The sequence below is a fragment of the Marinobacter salexigens genome (genome assembly GCF_018860765.1).
GTDB classification, from domain to species: domain Bacteria; phylum Pseudomonadota; class Gammaproteobacteria; order Pseudomonadales; family Oleiphilaceae; genus Marinobacter; species Marinobacter salexigens_A.
The window spans coordinates 612,285-629,097 of record NZ_JAHKPV010000019.1 but is presented as its reverse complement, the minus strand read 5'-3'; the positions used below and the strand labels follow the sequence as shown (position 1 = coordinate 629,097).

Sequence of the window (16,813 nt, the reverse complement as noted above, 5' to 3'; positions counted from 1 at the left end):
CGTTTAAAGCCCAGCATCTTTCACGTTCTCCATCACCACAAACGTACTGGTTTGTAGCACATGGGGTAAGGCGGAGATCTGTTCTCCCAATACCTGCCTGTACTCCGCCATATTGCGTGTTCGAACTTTCATCAAATAGTCGAAGTTGGCAGCGATCATATGGCATTGCTCAATGGCACTAATCTGTTTGACGGCCGTGTTAAACGCTTTGAGTGCCTCGCTGCTTGTATCGTTCAACGTGACCTGCGCAAAGGCGATATGGCTTTGCCCCAGTTTTGTTTGGTTAACCAGCACGGTATAGCCGGTAATAACCCCTTGTTCTTCCAGTCGGCGCATACGCACCTGACAGGGGGTTTTGGATAACCCCACCTTTGAAGCAAGCTCGGTAACCGTAATACGAGCGTTCTTTTGCAGTTCGCGAATGATGGAATGATCGATTCGATCCAACTCACTCATGTTGTTCTATCCTCTGTAATGCGTAAAGCCGCTACTTTTGGGCAAGTCTGGAACATGGGCGCTATGCTGTAGGCTATAAATGCCAGCTACCACAAGGGTTTTGCGTTGGTTGAAATCACTGGTTCAGGGCATTTTGTCTGAAATTGTATTTCATGAAGGGCAATTAATACATTTTTAGGGGTCAATAAAGCCGAAAAGGTAAGAGTGATCTGTTCTTACAGAGAAATAGTCTTGGCCGTTGTCGGTAGAATGCGGAAAAGATAAACAAATATGAGGGTACAAGTATGAGATCGCAGCAATCAGTGGCTCCTGAACTCGCCAGCAGTCGGCAGGCAATTCGCGATTACTATCTCGAAGATGAGTACAAAGTGATTCACGAGATGATTGCTGACGCCCAGTTGTCTGAGGCCGAGCGTGCGGCAATATCTGCCCGTGCCGCCGATCTGGTACGCAGTGTCCGGCAAAGCGCAAAATCCACAATCATGGAAAAGTTTCTTGCGGAATACGGCCTCACCACAAAAGAGGGCGTAGCGTTGATGTGTCTGGCAGAAGCGCTGTTGCGAGTACCCGACAGCACAACGGTCAATGCGTTGATTGAAGATAAGATTACCTCAGGCAACTGGGGCGCTCACGTGGGCAAAGCTACCTCGTCATTTATCAACTCCACCACCGTTGCGCTGTTGATGACTAGCAACCTGCTTAAGGATTCCGAGCGCCATACCGTGGGCGATACCCTGCGCAAACTGGTTAAGCGTCTCGGTGAGCCTGTTGTCCGCACGGTTGCGGGTCAGGCCATGAAGGAAATGGGGCGGCAGTTTGTTCTCGGTCGTGATATTGAAGAAGCCCAGAATGAAGCTAAATCCTATATGGCGAAGGGGTACACCTACTCCTACGACATGCTTGGTGAAGCCGCGCGCACCGATGCCGACGCCCGTCGCTATTACGAGTCCTATTCCAACGCTATCGATAGCATCGCTAAGAACTGCAAAGGCGATGTGCGGAAAAACCCCGGTATCTCGGTCAAGCTTTCTGCCCTTCTGGCCCGCTACGAATATGGCCAGAAAGAGCGGGTAATGAAAGAGTTGGTTCCCCGCGCACTTGAGCTGGCGAAGAAGGCCGCAGCTGCGAACATGGGCTTTAATATTGATGCTGAAGAACAGGACCGGCTTGATCTTTCTTTGGATGTTATCGAAGCCATTTTATCTGACCCGGCATTGGCTAACTGGGACGGTTTTGGCGTGGTGGTGCAAGCCTTCGCCAAACGCGCTTCCCACACGCTTGACTGGCTGTACGCGCTCTCTGTAAAACTTGATCGCCGAATCATGGTTCGTCTGGTTAAAGGCGCTTACTGGGATGCCGAAATCAAGCGTGCTCAGGTCATGGGTCTGTCGAACTTTCCTGTGTTCACGCGTAAGGCATGCAGTGACGTTGCTTATCTTTCATGCGCCAAAAAGCTGGTGCGCATGAGCGATCGTATCTATCCGCAGTTTGCGACCCACAACGCCCATTCTGTATCCGCCATTCTTGAACTGACCGGAATCGCCGGGCTGAAGAGTTACGAGTTTCAGCGCCTGCACGGTATGGGCGAATCGTTGCACAATCAGGTACTGAGCGAGAGCGGAGTGCCGTGCAGAATATACGCGCCTGTAGGCAAGCACAGCGACCTGCTGGCCTACCTTGTGCGCCGTTTGCTTGAAAACGGCGCCAACAGTTCATTTGTAAACCAAATCGTGGATACCAGCATCACTCCCGAGGAAATTGCCAAGGACCCCATTGATTCGGTTCGGGAGCTGGGCAAAAACCTGTCGAGCAAGGCCATAGTGCACCCGGCCAATCTGTTTGGTGCCAAACGCCGCAACTCAAAAGGCTGGGACATTACCGATCCTGTAACGGTTGCCCGCATTGATGAAGGCCGTGGCGCATTCCGCAGTCATCAATGGTCGGGAGGCCCGTTGCTTGCTGCTGATGTTACCGGCACCGAAGTGCTGGAAGTCAAAAACCCGGCTAATCCAGATGATCTGGTTGGGCATATCACACAGGCTAATGAAGCCGATGTGGATGCGGCCATTACAGCGGCTGAGCAAGGGTTTGCGAGCTGGTCGGCCATGCCTGCAGAAGATCGTGCTGCGTGTGTGCGCAAAGTAGGTGATTTGTTGGAAGAAAACGCAGACGAATTGTTTGCGCTAACCACCCGCGAAGCGGGTAAGTCCCTGCTGGATGGTGTTGCCGAAATCCGCGAGGCGGTAGATTTCTCACAGTTTTATGCCAATGAAGGTTTGCGTTACAAAGACGATGGTGAAGCTCGCGGCATTATTTGCTGTATATCGCCGTGGAACTTTCCATTGGCGATTTTTGCTGGCCAAATCCTCGCAAACTTGGCTGCGGGTAACGTTGTCGTTGCCAAGCCAGCAGAGCAAACGTCTTTGTTAGCCGTTCGTGCGGTTGAGCTCATGTACGAAGCGGGTATTCCCAAAGATGCCATACAGCTTCTGCCGGGCTCGGGCGCCACTGTCGGCACGGCACTGACTTCTGATTCCCGAGTGGCGGGGGTCTGCTTTACCGGTTCTACGGCTACGGCTCAGCGTATCAATAAGGTAATGGCGGAAAACATGGCGCCGGACGCACCGCTGGTGGCCGAAACCGGTGGCCTAAACGCCATGATTGTGGATTCAACAGCCCTGCCAGAGCAGGTGGTTCGTGATGTGTTGGCATCGTCGTTCCAGAGTGCGGGCCAGCGTTGTTCGGCCTTGCGCATGCTGTATGTGCAAAAGGACATTGCGGACAACTTGCTGGAAATGCTCTACGGGGCAATGGAAGAGCTGGGCATTGGCGATCCTTGGGCGCTCTCTACCGATGTGGGACCGGTTATCGATGAAGCTGCCCGCAAGAAAATTGTGGATCACTGCGACAAGTTCGAGCGCGAAGGGCGCTTGCTGAAAAAGCTCCCGGTGCCGGAAAAAGGGCTGTTCGTCTCTCCTGCTGTACTGAAGGTCAGCGGGATTGAAGACATGGAAGAAGAGATCTTCGGGCCGGTACTGCATGTGGCCACATTCGAAGCGAAGGACATAAACAAGGTTGTGGATGCGGTAAATGCCAAAGGCTATGGCCTCACATTCGGCATTCATAGCCGGGTTGATAACCGTGTTGACCAGATTGTCAGCCGTATCAAGGTTGGCAACACCTACGTTAACCGTAACCAGATCGGTGCGATTGTTGGCTCCCAGCCATTCGGCGGGGAAGGCCTTTCCGGGACTGGTCCGAAAGCAGGTGGGCCACAGTACGTTCGACGTTTCCTTAAAGGTGCCACTGCTGAGCGGTCTGCAGAAGCTGGTGCAAATGCTGTTGATGGCAAAAAACTCGAAGGGCTGGCTGGTAAGCTGAGCAAACTTACCGTGCCAGCTCCCAAAGCCAGAATCCAATCCATGGAGCCGGTTTTCGGCAAGGTGCCTGCCCCCCTAGATGCGCAGGTTGAAGAGTTGCCGGGACCAACGGGCGAACTCAACCGGCTTTCCAACTACCCTCGCGGAACGGTTTTGTGTTTGGGGCCAGACAAAGAAACCGCATTGGCACAGGCCGCCATGGCCCTGTCTCAAGGCAACAAAGTGGTGGTTATTGCACCGGGTATTGACGACTCTGTCGGTCGTGCAGCTCAGGCTGGCTTGCCGATAGTGGGCGTTGAGGGGCTTCTGGAGCCGGAAGTGCTTGCTAATGCCAGCGGCTTTGAAGCCGTTGTAAGCTGTGCTGACCAGATTCTCTTGCGCCAGTATCGTTTGGCGCTGGCCAAGCGCGATGGTGCACTGCTTCCGCTAATTACAGAACACACGCTCGATCAGCGTTTTGTAATTGAGCGTCATCTATGTGTAGATACGACAGCGGCCGGAGGTAACGCTAGTCTGATTGCAGCGTCTGAGTAACGTTAATCCTATCGCTGGAAGCTCTCAGGGATGAGGCTTCCAGAGTTCGGCTTAATTGCTCGCGTAGCGCTCATGCAGTATGCCGACTCTCTCAACATACGCCTTGGTTTCAGCGTAGGGCGGTATGCCTCCGTAACGGCTCACGGTGCCCGGTCCTGCATTGTAGGCAGCGGTTGCCAACCGGGTATTACCCTTGAAGCGTTCCAGCATTTTGGCGAGGTAGGTCACTCCACCACGAATGTTGTCTGCTGCAACCATCGCATTCTGCACGCCAACTTCCAACGCCGTTCCCGGCATCAGTTGCATTAGCCCTTGAGCACCCACAGGGGATAGCGCCTTTTCATTGAACGCGGATTCCGCATGAATGACTGCGCGCACCAGCGCGGGGTCTACTCCGTATTCCAGAGCAGCTGTTTTGATTTCTGTGTCGTAGCGGCCGGTAAAGAGGGGCGTTGTACGCCAGTTTACGTGGGAGTCTGGATCGCAAGCGTAGCAATAGAAGCTGATAACGTCGAAGCTCGCCACGTCAGGCTGCGTGCCGCTGTAGGCAACAACGCCGTTATCGTCCTTGTAGCGAAAAACTGTCTCGTTTTTACTTGAGGCCCGACCACGACTGCTGGTTTTAACATTGGTAAATTCCACTCTGCCATCAGGGTGGACAATACGCTTGATAGTGTCCGCCGCAACCGGTGCAGGTAACCAGACGAGAGCGATTAGAAAGGGCAGTGCGAGTTTTCGGAAGTGTATCATTTGCAACTCACGGGAAGCGCTATCAATAATCATGCTGCGAGTAATATTAAAACATGGACAACATAGATTATACGGCGTTACCGGCAAGAAATGATATTTCGTATTGTGGGTGAAATGTTACGGGCGGTGCTGGAGAGGGCTAATTCGGTGCCCGGGCGCTTAGAAAGCGCCCGGGCCGAAAATCGCGTCAGACAGGACTCTATATCTTTGGTCCACGTCCGCGTACAGCATTGGCAACAAGAGAAATCACCAACAAAACTAAGAAGATAAAAAACAGGACTTTGGCGATACCAGCCGCCGTGCCTGCAATGCCCCCAAAACCAAGGACACCGGCAATGATGGCAATAACAAGACAAACTACAGCCCAATAGAGCATAACTATTCCTCTTTGCTTGGCTTCCATTTCAAAATGGCACAGGCTCGGATGATGCACAAACGTCAACTGTCTGCGGAGTCCGTCTAGGTCGATTTCTATGTTCCAACTAGGTATTTAAGATTTTGTTTTTATTGATATAGCCGAGTTTTATTGTCAGTTTATTAAGCTTTTATAAGATAAGCTGTTGGTCGGGATATTGTTATGGTGGTGCTACTGCTATTCTTGAATAACCTAGCTCCGGAGACATCTATGAATGCAAGACCCACAGCGTTTGCCCTTTTAGTTTCTGCCTTGTGTGTGTTTAGCTCACAGCTGCAGGCTGAAACAGATAATCGCTCGGTGGAAAACCTCAAACAGGAAACCCGAGAGCTTGGAGAAGCATTGCAGGAATATGGGGCCGACCAGAAGGATCAGGCGGAGGATTCCATTAACCGGGCGCTCTCGACGTTAGATGAACGTATTGCAGAACTTGAACAAGAGCTTTCGGAAAACTGGGATGAAATGAGTAACACGGCGCGGGAACGCTCAAAAGACAGTCTGGCGTCCCTGCGTGAGCAACGTGAAAGAGTGCAAAACTGGTATAACGAACTCAAGGCTAGCTCAGCAACGGCATGGGAGCGGGCTAAGAAAGGCTTTTCAGAGGCTTATGAAGCACTTTCTGAACAGTGGAATGAAACTGAGCAAAACTTAACCCTTGAGCAGAAAAAAAGAAAAGAAAGTATCTGACCACCAAAACCAGACAAGGAAATACAATGCCATTCTCTTCAGATCATATTGCAGAGCTCAATCTATTGTCACAGTTTGAATCCTCTTCGGGTCAGGCTGGTATTAAAGTGCATCAGGGCGATGCTGCACCAGAAACCGTGCACGCCGCGGAGCGTCTTTATGCCAAGGGACTGATTACACGGGACGACGGCGGCTATCTCACGCCTATGGGTAGTGAAGCTGTGGAGCTGACCCAGAAACTTCAGTCCATCCTCACGACCTAAGTGTTCGCAACGCGACCCCGAGAGCTATTTGTAATGGCTACACAGTCGGAGGTCTGTCTCTGTTCCGCAAGCGAGCCAGCCGCTACACTGGCTCGCGCTTTGGAAATCTGACCTCGGCAGCCAGCTATGCAATCCTTGTTTTACTCTTTTTTTGTTCCCGCACTGTTCGTGTGGCTGTGGAGCACCGGATTTATCGGTGCCAAGTATGGCTTGCCCTATGCTGAGCCATTTACTCTTCTTTTGATTCGCATGCTGCTGACGCTAGGCCTACTTGCTGGGCTTGCCGCTATGCTCAAAACCCGTTGGCCTGGTTGGAGGGCTGCAAGGCATCTTGCGGTAACAGGCCTGCTGGTCCACGGCTGTTATCTTGGTGGTGTTTACTACGCAATTCAGGGTGGAATGCCCTCTGGGATAGTGTCTTTGGTGGTAGGCTTGCAGCCACTGGTGACGGCGGGTGTTGCTGTTGTTGTTCTAAAAGAAGCCGTTTCATGGCGGCAATGGTTGGGTTTGGGGCTTGGCCTTCTGGGTGTAACGCTGGTTTTGCTAGAGAAGTTTGGCGGGGCAGGCAATCCGGGTGAGAGTTTCCCTTTATGGACGCTGATATGGGCACTGCTTGCCTTGTCAGGAATTTCTCTGGGTACTGTGTATCAAAAGCGCCATGGTACAGGTGCGGATTTGGTGGCTGGCACCATTATTCAATATGGCGCCGCCACCACGTTCTTCGCACTTGGCGCACTCCTGCTCGAAACCCGTGAGGTGGTGTGGTCAGTGCCGCTTCAGCTTTCCATGGCCTGGCTGGTTTTGGGTGTTTCCATTGGCGCCATATTGCTATTGATGTGGCTGATCCGCCGGGGTGCGGCTTCCCAGGTGGCCAGCCTATTCTATCTTGTCCCTCCGGTAACCGCTCTGGAAGCCTTCTGGCTGTTTGATGAGCGCTTGGGCGTACTGGCTATCATTGGCGGCATTGTGTCTATTGCGGGGGTCGCTCTGGTGGTGTCTCAAAAACGCCCCGTCTAAGGAGCGCTCTGGCAGATCAATACCATTGGCTCCGGTGTCCTAATCGTAACGTCGGAACGGTAACCTTTGAGGTATTGTTAATGGGGTGTTGAGGGACTTTTTGAAGCTGCGACAGAGATCTTGATGGTATGAATTATTGGCTGGTTGCAAACCCGGAAGCAGGCGATGGCCAGAGAGGGAGAGACTTTTGGCTAGAACATCTGGCTAACGCTGGTATTACGAACCCAAGCTGTTGCGACTTTCAAGAGCAGGGTTGGAAGGCGCAGGTAAAATCTGACGACATTGTTATGGTGGCTGGTGGCGACGGTTCGGTAAATGCCGGAGCCCAGTTGTGCCTTGAGCGCAATGCAACGCTGGCAGTATTACCCTCGGGCACCGCCAATGATTTTGCCCGCAACCTTGATTTGCCGGAAGATCCGGATGCGGTGTGTGAGCTGGTTCAACGAGGGGCTACTCAGCAAGTTGATGTAGCGGAGTTCGGTGACGGAATTTTTCTTAATGTAGCCCATGTTGGCTTGGGTACGCTCCCGGCCAGAGAATCACAAGGCGCCGCCAAAAAGCTGTTTGGTCGCTTCAGCTATGGCTTTGAGCTGCTACGACGAGTAAATGCCAAACGCGGCTTTCATGCAGAACTAACATGCGATGAAGCATTTGTACGGGGCCGCTGGCTATCGATTGCGGTATCCAGCGGAGCCTTCTTTGGGGGTGGGAATGAGATTCCGCAAGCAACTGCTGATGATGGAATGCTCGATATTATTGCCGTAAAACCACGCCCCTTGATTCAGCTATTGCTCACTTTTCTTATGGTTCGGTTTAGCGGTAAATCCCCGAATCGCACTAGCACGGTGGTGCACCTGAAGGGTAAGCGCTGCGACGTTATTACGTCAAAACCGAAAACTGTGACGGTGGACGGCGATGAAGCAGGTAAAACACCACTGCAGGTGGTGTGCCGGAAGCATTGTCTTCGGGTAATTGGTGTTTCGGTAGTGCGTACCGGAGAAGCTGAAAGTAGCCGGTCCGGCTCTCAACAACAGGGTGTATATGGCTCGTAAATCCGTCGCAAAGCGACTGTTTCGCGGGGCTGCTTGGGCGCTGACGATTGTACTATTGACGGTTTTCTCCGTGTTAATCCTGTTCCGGTATGTAAATCCGCCAACCTCGGCGTTTATGCTCGGTTATAGCTATGCCAACCCGACTAAAGAAATAGAGCATACATGGGTTAGTCTGCCGGAAATTTCACCCTGGATGCCGCTTGCGGTTGTGGCCAGCGAGGATCAACGGTTTCCAGCTCATTGGGGCGTTGATTTTTCAGCAATCCAAAGCGCGTTGGCAGAGTACCATGCTGGAGAAGGGCTTCGGGGCGCCAGCACGATTACCCAGCAAACCGCAAAAAACCTGTTCCTCTGGAATGGCCGTAGTTTTATTCGTAAAGCTCTGGAGGCCGGGCTCGCACTTGCCGTTGACGCACTTTGGTCCAAGCGGCGGATTCTTGAGGTGTATCTGAATATCGCCGAATTTGGGCCTGGCATATATGGTGTGGAAGCTGCCAGTAAGGCTCACTTTGGAATCTCTGCGCATCAGCTCTCTGCCAGTCAGTCGGCCCGGCTTGCTGCGGTGTTGCCGAATCCTAAGGTGTTTAGTGCTGCATCGCCATCGCCCTATGTAAGAGAACGGGCATTCTGGATTCGTGGCCAGATGGACCAGCTTTCGGGTCTAAAATATCTGAAGGATCTGTAAGCAACTCTCGGGCATCACCAGTTCATAGATCAAGGCGGATGTTTGGTACGATGAGTATCTGGGAAAAATAAAAGAGAACGTTATGAATGTGCTATTGCTGGGTGCCACCGGCCTGACCGGAGGGTTGGTCCTTGAAGGGCTGTTGGCTCGTGAAGACGTTGAGTCGGTGGTTGTACCTGTTCGCAAACTTCTGAATTCTGCTCACGAAAAGCTGCGTCAGCAGGAAATAGATTTCGATTGCATGGCCGATTATACAGAGCTTTTTGAGGTGGATGTGGTCGTTTGCTGTCTGGGCACGACGATCAAAGCGGCTGGCTCTCAGGAGCAGTTTCGTAAGGTGGATTACGGCTACTGCCTGCAAGCCGCCGAGCTTGGCCGCGCAGCAGGTGGGCGTGGGTTTATTTTGATGTCTGCGATTGGGGCCTCATCCTCCTCGACTATTTTTTACAATCGGGTCAAAGGCGAACTGGAAGATGCTGTAAAAAAACTGGGATATCCCTATCTGTCTATTTATCACCCGAGCCTGCTACTGGGCGATCGGTCAGAGCACCGTCTTGGGGAAGCGATTGGCGCAAGAGCTATGCCGCTGATCAACAGGGTGCTTTTGGGGCCCTTGGAGAAATATCGGGGGATAGAAGCACAAACCGTTGCGTCTGCCATGATTAACGAGGCCTGCTCATTGGCCATGGAGCCGGTGGCAGAGCAGGTTGTTCAGGTGCGTCAATACGAAGATATTGTGAGGCTAGCTTCTGGCACGGCCTAATCGCCCGCCAGAATCCAGCTCGCTGCTTTTTCCGCAATCATCAGAGTTGGTGAATTGGTGTTGCCGCTGGTGATAACTGGCATTACTCCTGCGTCCACCACGCGCAAACCATTTACGCCCCTCACTCGCAGGTGCGAGTCAACCACTGCCATTGCATCGTCTGCTCGCCCCATGCGAGTGGTGCCCACGGGGTGAAAAATGGTGGTGCCTATGTCGCCAGCCAAACGGCTCAATTCATCGTCGGTTTGGTAGTGGGGCCCGGGCTTGTACTCCTCGGGTTGGTATTTTGAGAAGGCTGGTTGCCCGGCGATACGGCGTGTCACCCGCAGTGAATCTGCCGCGACTTTCCGGTCTTCCGGTGTGCTCAGATAATTGGGTGCAATAGCCGGCGCCTCCAGCGGGTTGCGGCTGCGGATACGCACAGTACCCCTGCTGGTGGGGTTGAGGTTGCAGACACTAGCGGTAATAGCCGGGAAGTCGTGCAGGGGTTGCCCGAAGGCATCCAGACTCAGAGGCTGAACATGGTACTGGATGTTGGCATAGTCGTATTCATCCGAGCTGCGGGTAAAGGTGCACAGCTGTGAAGGCGCCATGCTCATGGGGCCTGAGCGTTTTAGTAGGTATTCGAGACCAATCCTTGCCTTACCCAACAAGGAGTTGGCCATGGTGTTTAGGGTAAGGGCGTTTTTCACCTTGTAAACAGAGCGTATCTGCAAGTGATCCTGAAAATTCTCACCGACTCCTGGTAGGTCTACAACCACAGGAATGTTCAACGTATGAAGCAAGTCGGACGGCCCTATGCCCGATAGCTGCAACAGTTGTGGAGAGCCTATCGAGCCAGCCGAGAGAATGACTTCGCGATGGGCCGTTGCGACCCTTTCGCTGCCTGAGCTGGCGCTAGCCACGCGTACACCGGTGCATCTGGGCTTTTCCCCGGTTGTGTCCATCTCCAGACTTAACACCTGAGTAGAGTGCCAAACCGTTAAGTTTGGGCGTTTGGAGGCATTTCTTAAAAAGGCTTTGGAGGTATTCCAGCGCCAGCCTGCGCGTTGGTTTACCTCGAAATAGTCAACGCCTTCGTTGTCACCGCGATTGAAGTCATGTGTGCGTGGAATACCAGCTTGAACTGCCGCCTCTGCAAAGTCTTCGAGCACCTTCCATTTCAGTCTTTGGCGCTCCACTCGCCATTCACCGCCATGGCCGTGGAAGAGCTTTTGGGCGCTATCTTCCGGGCCGCCATTGTCCAAGCTGTGATGATCTTCGTGACGCATAAAATCAGGCAGGCAATTGTCCCAGCTCCAGGCGTCATCGCCGGTTATGTCTGCCCACCGATTGTAATCTCGGGCTTGGCCGCGGATGTACAGCATACCGTTGATACTTGAGCAGCCACCCAGAGTCTTACCACGAGGGTATATCAGGGACCGGTTGTTGAGTCCCGGTGCAGGCTCGGTACGAAAGCACCAGTCGGTGCGTGGATTGTCGATACAGTAGAGGTAGCCCACTGGAATATGAATCCAGTGGTAGTTATCCCTTCCTCCGGCTTCGATCAATAGCACCCTGTTTTTGGGGTTCGCGCTCAAGCGGTTAGCCAACAGGCAACCGGCTGTTCCCGCACCTGCTACGATATAGTCAAACTCCAACAGCCCCGGCGTTTTGTTGTTATCGGGCAAGGTTGTTTCTCCTAATAGCCTGATTTACATATCAGTTGTACGCTACATTAACCCAATGTGGCATCCAGAAACATCATCACTACAAAGCCTATCAGTAATGCGAATGTTACTTGCGCTTTGTAGTGGTTCCGGTGGGTTTCGGGAATGATCTCATTGCTGATGATGAACAGCATGGCGCCAGCAGCAAAGCCCAGTGTCCAAGGCATTACGGGCTCTGCCAACCAAACCATGGTAGCGCCGAACACGCCACCGATGGGTTCGGCGAGGCCTGTCATCAAGGCAATGGTAAACGCTTTGGTGCGGGAATATTGAATGGCCATGAGCGATAGCGCAACGGCAAGGCCCTCCGGAATATTCTGAATGCCAATCCCCAGCGCCAACACAAAGCCGTTGCGCACGTCGCCCCCGGCAAAACCCACACCTACAGCCATACCTTCCGGAAAGTTATGCAGTGTTATGGCGATAATAAAGAGCCATATGCGGCGTATGTGGGAGGCATCTGGTCCTTCCGGTCCAAGGTTGAAGTGCTCGTGAGGCAGTTTTTGATGAACGTAATACAAGGCAGCTGCGCCGGAAAGTATGCCGAATATGACAAGTATCGCTGCAGCCCAGGTTGAGCCCAACAGCGCCTCACCATGTTCTAGCCCCGGCAACAGTAGGGAAAAGAAAGAAGCCGCCAGCATCACGCCCGCAGCTGCCGCAAGCATGCTGTCTTGCAGCCGGTTAGATAGGTCTTTAATGAAAAACACGGCCAGCGCACCAATGCCGGTAGCAAGGCCTGCCAACAGACTTGCCAGCGCGCCAAGCCAAATAATGCTGATATCTGAATTCATTGTGGCAAGGGGCTCCTTACATTAGTTTTATTTGCTAGCCGTTGACGAATGTTTGTGAACAGCTTGTCTTGAAAATTTTCAGCTAAGGGGTAGAGGTGCCCAGTGGCCGGAAGCAACGTCAGTTCTGCATTAGGTAAATGTTCCGCAAGGTGACGTGCGTAATCGACGGGCACGAATGCATCGCCCTCTCCTTGGTAAATCAGAATAGGTGTCGGTACCTGATTTAAGCGGAAACCCCAGTCTTTAAGCTCGGTGAGCAGGTCGGTTGCTATGGCCTTGCCGCCGCTTTCCATACAGACCATCTGGTCGTGTTGGAAGGTATTTCCACGCAGCAAGAGGTTTAACAGGTCGTGATCAGATTGGTTAACCAGCTTTTTCGCTTCCTGCATGTATAGCCTTGGGTGGCGTCGGGAGAGGCGAGCTATAAGCCGCACTGCGAGTTTTACGAGAGCGGGGCTGTATCGTGCCAGCCATGGAATTGGCCAGTTGGCTCCCTCGCCCAGTGTTTGGCGGCTGTCGTATTCTGAAAAATGTGTGTAACCCGAAAGGCAGACGCCCAGTTCTACTCTCTCACTCAGTGCGTAACAGCAGGCCAGAGTGCGCGACCCGCCGCTAGACCAACCGAAGTGACTGAATGTATCCAAGCCAAGTGAATCAGCCAGTTGCTCGATATCCTTCGGGTAATCCAATAATTGGCGCCCCTGTTGGTAATCTGAACCGCCGATACCGGGGCGGTCAGGCGCAAGAACTCTGAAGCCATGTCTCAGTGCTTGATTATGGAAAAACTGGCCTTGTAGCCGGCACCCCGGCATACCGTGACCAAAAATCAGTGGGTAACCGTGTAGGTCGCCAACGTCTCTGTAGGCTAATGTGCGCCCATCGCGCAGAACCAGCGATTTCAATCTGTTGCCTGAGTTGGTTTTGTTGATCGTGACAGTGTGGGCTCACAACCAATAACCTGCCTTGCCTGCTTGTGTGCGTGCAGATACCAACGGTTTCCTGGCTTGGTGAAGGTTTGCGCAGAGATGCTGAAGTCGGCTGTTTCCATGGTGACGGGGATCGGCGAACCGTCGGCATGGCGGTAGACGCAACTGATGCCGAGAGTCATCGAGGTAGCAACGGGGAGGGCGATAAAGCCATCCTGTCGAACTTGTGGCGTATCACCGTTAACCGTGATGATTTTGAGGCAGGGGCCGTGATGAACACGACCCTGTTCCTGAAGGTATTCGCTCAGGCAGTGCTGGGCGCTCAGAAGCACCGTATTGCGGTCTGCCGCCTCAGCTTTTGATGACCGGTTTTCATTGCCCGCCGCGCTCTCAGGGGAGCTGTCTGACAGTGACTGGCAGCCCGTCAGTAAGAACAGGCAGGCAATAATAAGTGTGACAACAGGCTTCATCGTTACTCCTTGTTGCATGGAACAAAATGGAATTGTTCAGGAACAAGGTGTTAGTTTAGCCTAATCGGTGGTTCTCTAGCCTGCCCGCCCAAACATCCGCTCGAAAAATCCGGCAGAGCGCACGTCGGGAATCGGCAGTGTGTCTAGCTCGTCCATCGCTCTGCGCCAAAAATACTCTGGGGTGTCCAGTTCTGCAACCAAAGCACGTTCCTCACGGCTGTAATGGTTATGATCTCCCTCCAAGCCTTTTTCTATTAGTGCCTGTGTCCACAAATATACGGCGCCGCGCACGGTTTTGAGAATGCCTGAGTAAACGTCTCGGCTGAGGTTGATGGCCAGCTCGGCACTAAGGTTGATCTGCTTTTGTAGGATTGCCATGTCATCGGTATCCAGCAGTAGACGGTTGCCGTCACCCTTTTTGCTGTTAACGCAGATTTTTTCCAAAGACTTGGTGCCGTCACTCAGGTCAAGGTGAGCAAACTCTTTCGTTTGTTGATCACTTACCGGCGCAGGAATCCATCCGTATTGAGGAGATTTCGCAACAATGTGTCCCGGCAAATCCTTTCGATAGGGAGGGGCGGCATCATGATCCTGATAGCCGTCGAGCTCTGAGCGCAGCCATACGGCCATTTTTTTATGGCGCAGCATCATCGCCAGAGTGATCGCCGAAGGCATGATGTCTTCAAGTAATTCGCCCGAGTCTTGGGTGCGCTCTTCGAGGTGGTTTACGGATGCAGACATTTCTATTCTCCAGCGGAGCTTGCCATTGAGGTGCTGCCGCTATTTTGTTGTTATGTAGCCACTTGCAATACTCATCAACTGGCTGCTTCCAAAACATACTAATGCCTAAAAAGTAGACAATTAACTTGCTGCGCACCGTTGTAAAACGTTATTTCTTTGTAACGGCGCGTAAGCAGGGTCTGCTGGCCTGCATAGTGCGCCGTTAAGGTTCTACATACCTGCGTTGGTACTTTCGAAGATCTTATCTGCAGAGGCGGCAACAAATCCGTTGTAAAGGCTGCCGTCGGGCTTGGGATAACGTAATGCGAACTCATAAAAACAGCTGGGAATGGTTGCTTCCTGATCACTAAACTGAACCGGAACCCGGTCTGCCATGGTGGAAGACTGCTCAAGCAAATCCTCCGGAGAGCCTTTCACTTCGCCTCCGGAGCCATTCACCTTGAAGCCGTTATCCTTCAAGAGCTGGTTGATATCAGCGACTGTCTCGAAGTTATGCAGATGATTTACGCTTACGGTGAAATGATTTGCCCGGAAACCCCAAGCTGCGAGCCAAGCTGCATATTCGCTTTCGTCCAACAACTTGCGATAGGTGTCGTAATCCAAACTCCAATGTCGGCCTGAATACAGAAAGTTGTCTGCAGCAACGCTTTCTTCGGTGACTCCTTCAACTAACGTTTTCACCACTGATTGGAGCTCTGGTGAGCATTGTTCCGTTAACAGCTCTGAAATAAATACCCGTGGAGCCTCTGGGTCTGGGTGCTCATAATGGCGGGCATAGAGCTTTTTGGCTTTGAAGTGGTATTCGCCTCTTTCTCGGTACCCTAAGCCCAAGAAGTGTTCTGCGAGTGCATCCAAACCTACAGGCTGCAAGTTGAAGGTGCGTAGCGCGATATGATCGTTGATGATTGTTTGGTCTTCCTCGGCCCCCAGAATACGATGTACTTGCACAGCCGATGGCGTAACATTTTGATAATTGGCCCAAAGATTTTCGAATAAAGTGTTGCGATCAGTATGCATAACTTAACTCCATGGCCGTAGTTCGGGTTTGTGCTGGTCTCGCTTGGCTCAATGGCAAAATGCGCGAGGGATCACCGTCTTGCAGGTGAAGTTTGTCAGCCAGCGCAGGAGAAATAATCAGGTCACCTGACTCCTCGAATGTGTCGGTTGTGATCGTCGCTCGAAAGTCTGTTGTACCTGCGTTGGTTATAAGCGTTTGCCCGCTGTCCCCATGTTGTCTGTGCCCAAATCCGGTTTTTCCAAATGCTCCTGACTCATCAACTCTAGCTCTGCAGGCATTAGAAGCTCTCACACTGCGAATACCGGCCAGTGCACATTCAATCGTTGGCCCTGCATCAAAAAGATCTATAAACCCTTTGTGTTGAAACCCTTCTGCTTCAAGTATCCGCAACGCTGGCCGGGTTTGGCTGTGCACTTGGCTGAGAACTGTGCGCGCTTCTTGGCTCATAAGGCAGGTATAAAGTGGGTGCGACGGCATTAGCTCATCAATGAAGTCCGTGTAGCCAGTACCAACCAAATGCGTAGCCTGACTGAACTCCATGTCCACGAAGTGGGCTCTTAACCAATTCCAGAACGGTGACTGTCCGGCAGAATCCGAGACACCACGCATTTCGGCTATTATGTTGTGCGAAAAACGCTCAGGGTGGAGGGCCATGAACAGAAAACGTACCCGAGAGAGTAGTTTCCCCGCGTTGGCTCGACGAAATTCCGGGCGTAAATAGAGTGAGCAAATTTCGGAATAGCCGGTGTAATGATTGCAACGAGTGAGGGTTTCTTCGCTGCGGCGGAGATCTAGGTCTCGGGAGTGATGGGTAACCGTATTGCGTCGGAAATGGTAGAGCGGCCGAGTATGCCCTGCGTTAGCCTCAATACCGGTTGTGCCCATAACGTCACCAGTGGCTTCATCCTCTAGTACAAACAAATAGTGTTCATCAGCAGGATGAATCACCTTACGCTCAAAACTGGCCGTGGAGTGGTCAATTTTTTTTGCCAAAGCGTCCCTATCGGGCATTAGAGATGTGAACCCTGGGCCAGACTCTTCGGCTATCTGAAAAAGGGTGTCCAGATCTTTGTCGGTAATAGGGCGAATGATCATAGGATGCAACCTGACGTTATTTCGCCACAGTATGCCGCGTGGCTATGCCAGTTTGCAG

General features: G+C 52.4%; 17 protein-coding genes. 7 read left to right on the top strand and 10 right to left on the bottom strand.

Annotated features, from left to right (window positions below):
- Positions 1-3: 3 nt before the first annotated feature.
- On the bottom strand, positions 4-456 hold the full coding sequence (locus tag KO508_RS13430) for a winged helix-turn-helix transcriptional regulator (protein ID WP_216008801.1): 453 nt from the start codon (positions 454-456) through the stop codon (positions 4-6).
- Positions 457-740: 284 nt separating this feature from the next.
- On the opposite strand from KO508_RS13430, the gene putA reads away from it, so the two are divergent.
- Entirely contained in the window at positions 741-4,370 is a 3,630-nt protein-coding gene (gene putA, locus KO508_RS13425; protein WP_216008800.1) for a bifunctional proline dehydrogenase/L-glutamate gamma-semialdehyde dehydrogenase PutA, read from the top strand.
- Positions 4,371-4,421: 51 nt separating this feature from the next.
- On the opposite strand, the gene KO508_RS13420 is transcribed toward putA, so the two are convergent.
- Both KO508_RS13420 and KO508_RS13415 read right to left on the bottom strand, forming a co-directional pair.
- Entirely contained in the window at positions 4,422-5,120 is a 699-nt protein-coding gene (locus tag KO508_RS13420) for a lytic transglycosylase domain-containing protein (protein ID WP_216008799.1), read from the bottom strand.
- A 199-nt stretch (positions 5,121-5,319) separates the two neighbouring features.
- On the bottom strand, positions 5,320-5,496 hold the full coding sequence (locus tag KO508_RS13415; protein WP_216008873.1) for a DUF1328 domain-containing protein: 177 nt from the start codon (positions 5,494-5,496) through the stop codon (positions 5,320-5,322).
- A gap of 249 nt (positions 5,497-5,745) precedes the next feature.
- Between KO508_RS13415 and KO508_RS13410 the strand changes: the two genes are divergently transcribed.
- From KO508_RS13410 to KO508_RS13385, 6 genes are all read left to right on the top strand, one after another.
- Complete coding sequence (locus KO508_RS13410) at positions 5,746-6,222, top strand: hypothetical protein (protein ID WP_252738100.1); 477 nt, start codon at positions 5,746-5,748, stop codon at positions 6,220-6,222.
- Between the two features lie 26 nt (positions 6,223-6,248).
- Positions 6,249-6,485, top strand: coding sequence for a TIGR02647 family protein (locus KO508_RS13405; RefSeq protein ID WP_216008798.1), 237 nt, complete (start codon positions 6,249-6,251; stop codon positions 6,483-6,485).
- A 126-nt stretch (positions 6,486-6,611) separates the two neighbouring features.
- Entirely contained in the window at positions 6,612-7,502 is an 891-nt protein-coding gene (locus tag KO508_RS13400; protein WP_216008797.1) for a DMT family transporter, read from the top strand.
- Positions 7,503-7,630: 128 nt separating this feature from the next.
- Positions 7,631-8,554 carry a diacylglycerol/lipid kinase family protein gene (locus tag KO508_RS13395; protein WP_216008796.1) on the top strand — a complete coding sequence of 308 codons (924 nt, stop codon included), beginning with the start codon at positions 7,631-7,633 and terminating at the stop codon, positions 8,552-8,554.
- A complete protein-coding gene (mtgA, locus tag KO508_RS13390) occupies positions 8,544-9,239 on the top strand; it encodes a monofunctional biosynthetic peptidoglycan transglycosylase (RefSeq protein WP_216008795.1) in 696 nt (231 codons plus the stop codon). Before KO508_RS13395 ends, mtgA begins: the two co-directional genes overlap by 11 nt.
- 82 nt (positions 9,240-9,321) lie before the next feature.
- Positions 9,322-10,002, top strand: a complete 681-nt coding sequence (locus KO508_RS13385) for an NAD(P)H-binding protein (RefSeq protein WP_216008794.1) — start codon at positions 9,322-9,324, stop codon at positions 10,000-10,002.
- On the opposite strand, the gene KO508_RS13380 is transcribed toward KO508_RS13385, so the two are convergent.
- The 7 genes from KO508_RS13380 to KO508_RS13350 all read right to left on the bottom strand — a co-directional run bounded on the left by KO508_RS13380 (position 9,999) and on the right by KO508_RS13350 (position 16,755).
- Positions 9,999-11,672, bottom strand: coding sequence for a GMC family oxidoreductase (locus tag KO508_RS13380; protein ID WP_216008793.1), 1,674 nt, complete (start codon positions 11,670-11,672; stop codon positions 9,999-10,001). The two genes, KO508_RS13385 and KO508_RS13380, sit on opposite strands and share 4 nt — an antisense overlap.
- A 47-nt stretch (positions 11,673-11,719) precedes the next feature.
- Positions 11,720-12,505 carry a ZIP family metal transporter gene (locus tag KO508_RS13375; RefSeq protein WP_216008792.1) on the bottom strand — a complete coding sequence of 262 codons (786 nt, stop codon included), beginning with the start codon at positions 12,503-12,505 and terminating at the stop codon, positions 11,720-11,722.
- Positions 12,502-13,407 (bottom strand): alpha/beta fold hydrolase, encoded by a 906-nt coding sequence (locus KO508_RS13370; RefSeq protein ID WP_252738099.1) that lies wholly within the window; start codon positions 13,405-13,407, stop codon positions 12,502-12,504. Before KO508_RS13370 ends, KO508_RS13375 begins: the two co-directional genes overlap by 4 nt.
- A complete protein-coding gene (locus tag KO508_RS13365) occupies positions 13,404-13,901 on the bottom strand; it encodes a hypothetical protein (RefSeq protein WP_216008791.1) in 498 nt (165 codons plus the stop codon). The genes KO508_RS13370 and KO508_RS13365 overlap by 4 nt, the downstream gene beginning before the upstream one ends.
- A 75-nt stretch (positions 13,902-13,976) precedes the next feature.
- Positions 13,977-14,642 (bottom strand): hypothetical protein, encoded by a 666-nt coding sequence (locus KO508_RS13360; protein WP_216008790.1) that lies wholly within the window; start codon positions 14,640-14,642, stop codon positions 13,977-13,979.
- Between the two features lie 210 nt (positions 14,643-14,852).
- Positions 14,853-15,659, bottom strand: a complete 807-nt coding sequence (locus KO508_RS13355) for a DUF1338 domain-containing protein (protein ID WP_216008789.1) — start codon at positions 15,657-15,659, stop codon at positions 14,853-14,855.
- Positions 15,649-16,755, bottom strand: a complete 1,107-nt coding sequence (locus KO508_RS13350; RefSeq protein WP_216008788.1) for an arginine N-succinyltransferase — start codon at positions 16,753-16,755, stop codon at positions 15,649-15,651. Before KO508_RS13350 ends, KO508_RS13355 begins: the two co-directional genes overlap by 11 nt.
- Between the last annotated feature and the right edge of the window lie 58 nt (positions 16,756-16,813).

What these genes read in the sequence shown, in the direction of transcription:
- KO508_RS13430 (WP_216008801.1), bottom strand. Translation starts at nt 456, where the DNA reads ATGAGTGAGTTGGATCGAATCGATCATTCCATCATTCGCGAACTGCAA.
- putA (WP_216008800.1), top strand. Translation starts at nt 741, where the DNA reads ATGAGATCGCAGCAATCAGTGGCTCCTGAACTCGCCAGCAGTCGGCAG.
- KO508_RS13420 (WP_216008799.1), bottom strand. Translation starts at nt 5,120, where the DNA reads ATGATACACTTCCGAAAACTCGCACTGCCCTTTCTAATCGCTCTCGTC.
- KO508_RS13415 (WP_216008873.1), bottom strand. Translation starts at nt 5,496, where the DNA reads ATGCTCTATTGGGCTGTAGTTTGTCTTGTTATTGCCATCATTGCCGGT.
- KO508_RS13410 (WP_252738100.1), top strand. Translation starts at nt 5,746, where the DNA reads ATGAATGCAAGACCCACAGCGTTTGCCCTTTTAGTTTCTGCCTTGTGT.
- KO508_RS13405 (WP_216008798.1), top strand. Translation starts at nt 6,249, where the DNA reads ATGCCATTCTCTTCAGATCATATTGCAGAGCTCAATCTATTGTCACAG.
- KO508_RS13400 (WP_216008797.1), top strand. Translation starts at nt 6,612, where the DNA reads ATGCAATCCTTGTTTTACTCTTTTTTTGTTCCCGCACTGTTCGTGTGG.
- KO508_RS13395 (WP_216008796.1), top strand. Translation starts at nt 7,631, where the DNA reads ATGAATTATTGGCTGGTTGCAAACCCGGAAGCAGGCGATGGCCAGAGA.
- mtgA (WP_216008795.1), top strand. Translation starts at nt 8,544, where the DNA reads ATGGCTCGTAAATCCGTCGCAAAGCGACTGTTTCGCGGGGCTGCTTGG.
- KO508_RS13385 (WP_216008794.1), top strand. Translation starts at nt 9,322, where the DNA reads ATGAATGTGCTATTGCTGGGTGCCACCGGCCTGACCGGAGGGTTGGTC.
- KO508_RS13375 (WP_216008792.1), bottom strand. Translation starts at nt 12,505, where the DNA reads ATGAATTCAGATATCAGCATTATTTGGCTTGGCGCGCTGGCAAGTCTG.
- KO508_RS13365 (WP_216008791.1), bottom strand. Translation starts at nt 13,901, where the DNA reads ATGAAGCCTGTTGTCACACTTATTATTGCCTGCCTGTTCTTACTGACG.
- KO508_RS13360 (WP_216008790.1), bottom strand. Translation starts at nt 14,642, where the DNA reads ATGTCTGCATCCGTAAACCACCTCGAAGAGCGCACCCAAGACTCGGGC.
- KO508_RS13355 (WP_216008789.1), bottom strand. Translation starts at nt 15,659, where the DNA reads ATGCATACTGATCGCAACACTTTATTCGAAAATCTTTGGGCCAATTAT.
- KO508_RS13350 (WP_216008788.1), bottom strand. Translation starts at nt 16,755, where the DNA reads ATGATCATTCGCCCTATTACCGACAAAGATCTGGACACCCTTTTTCAG.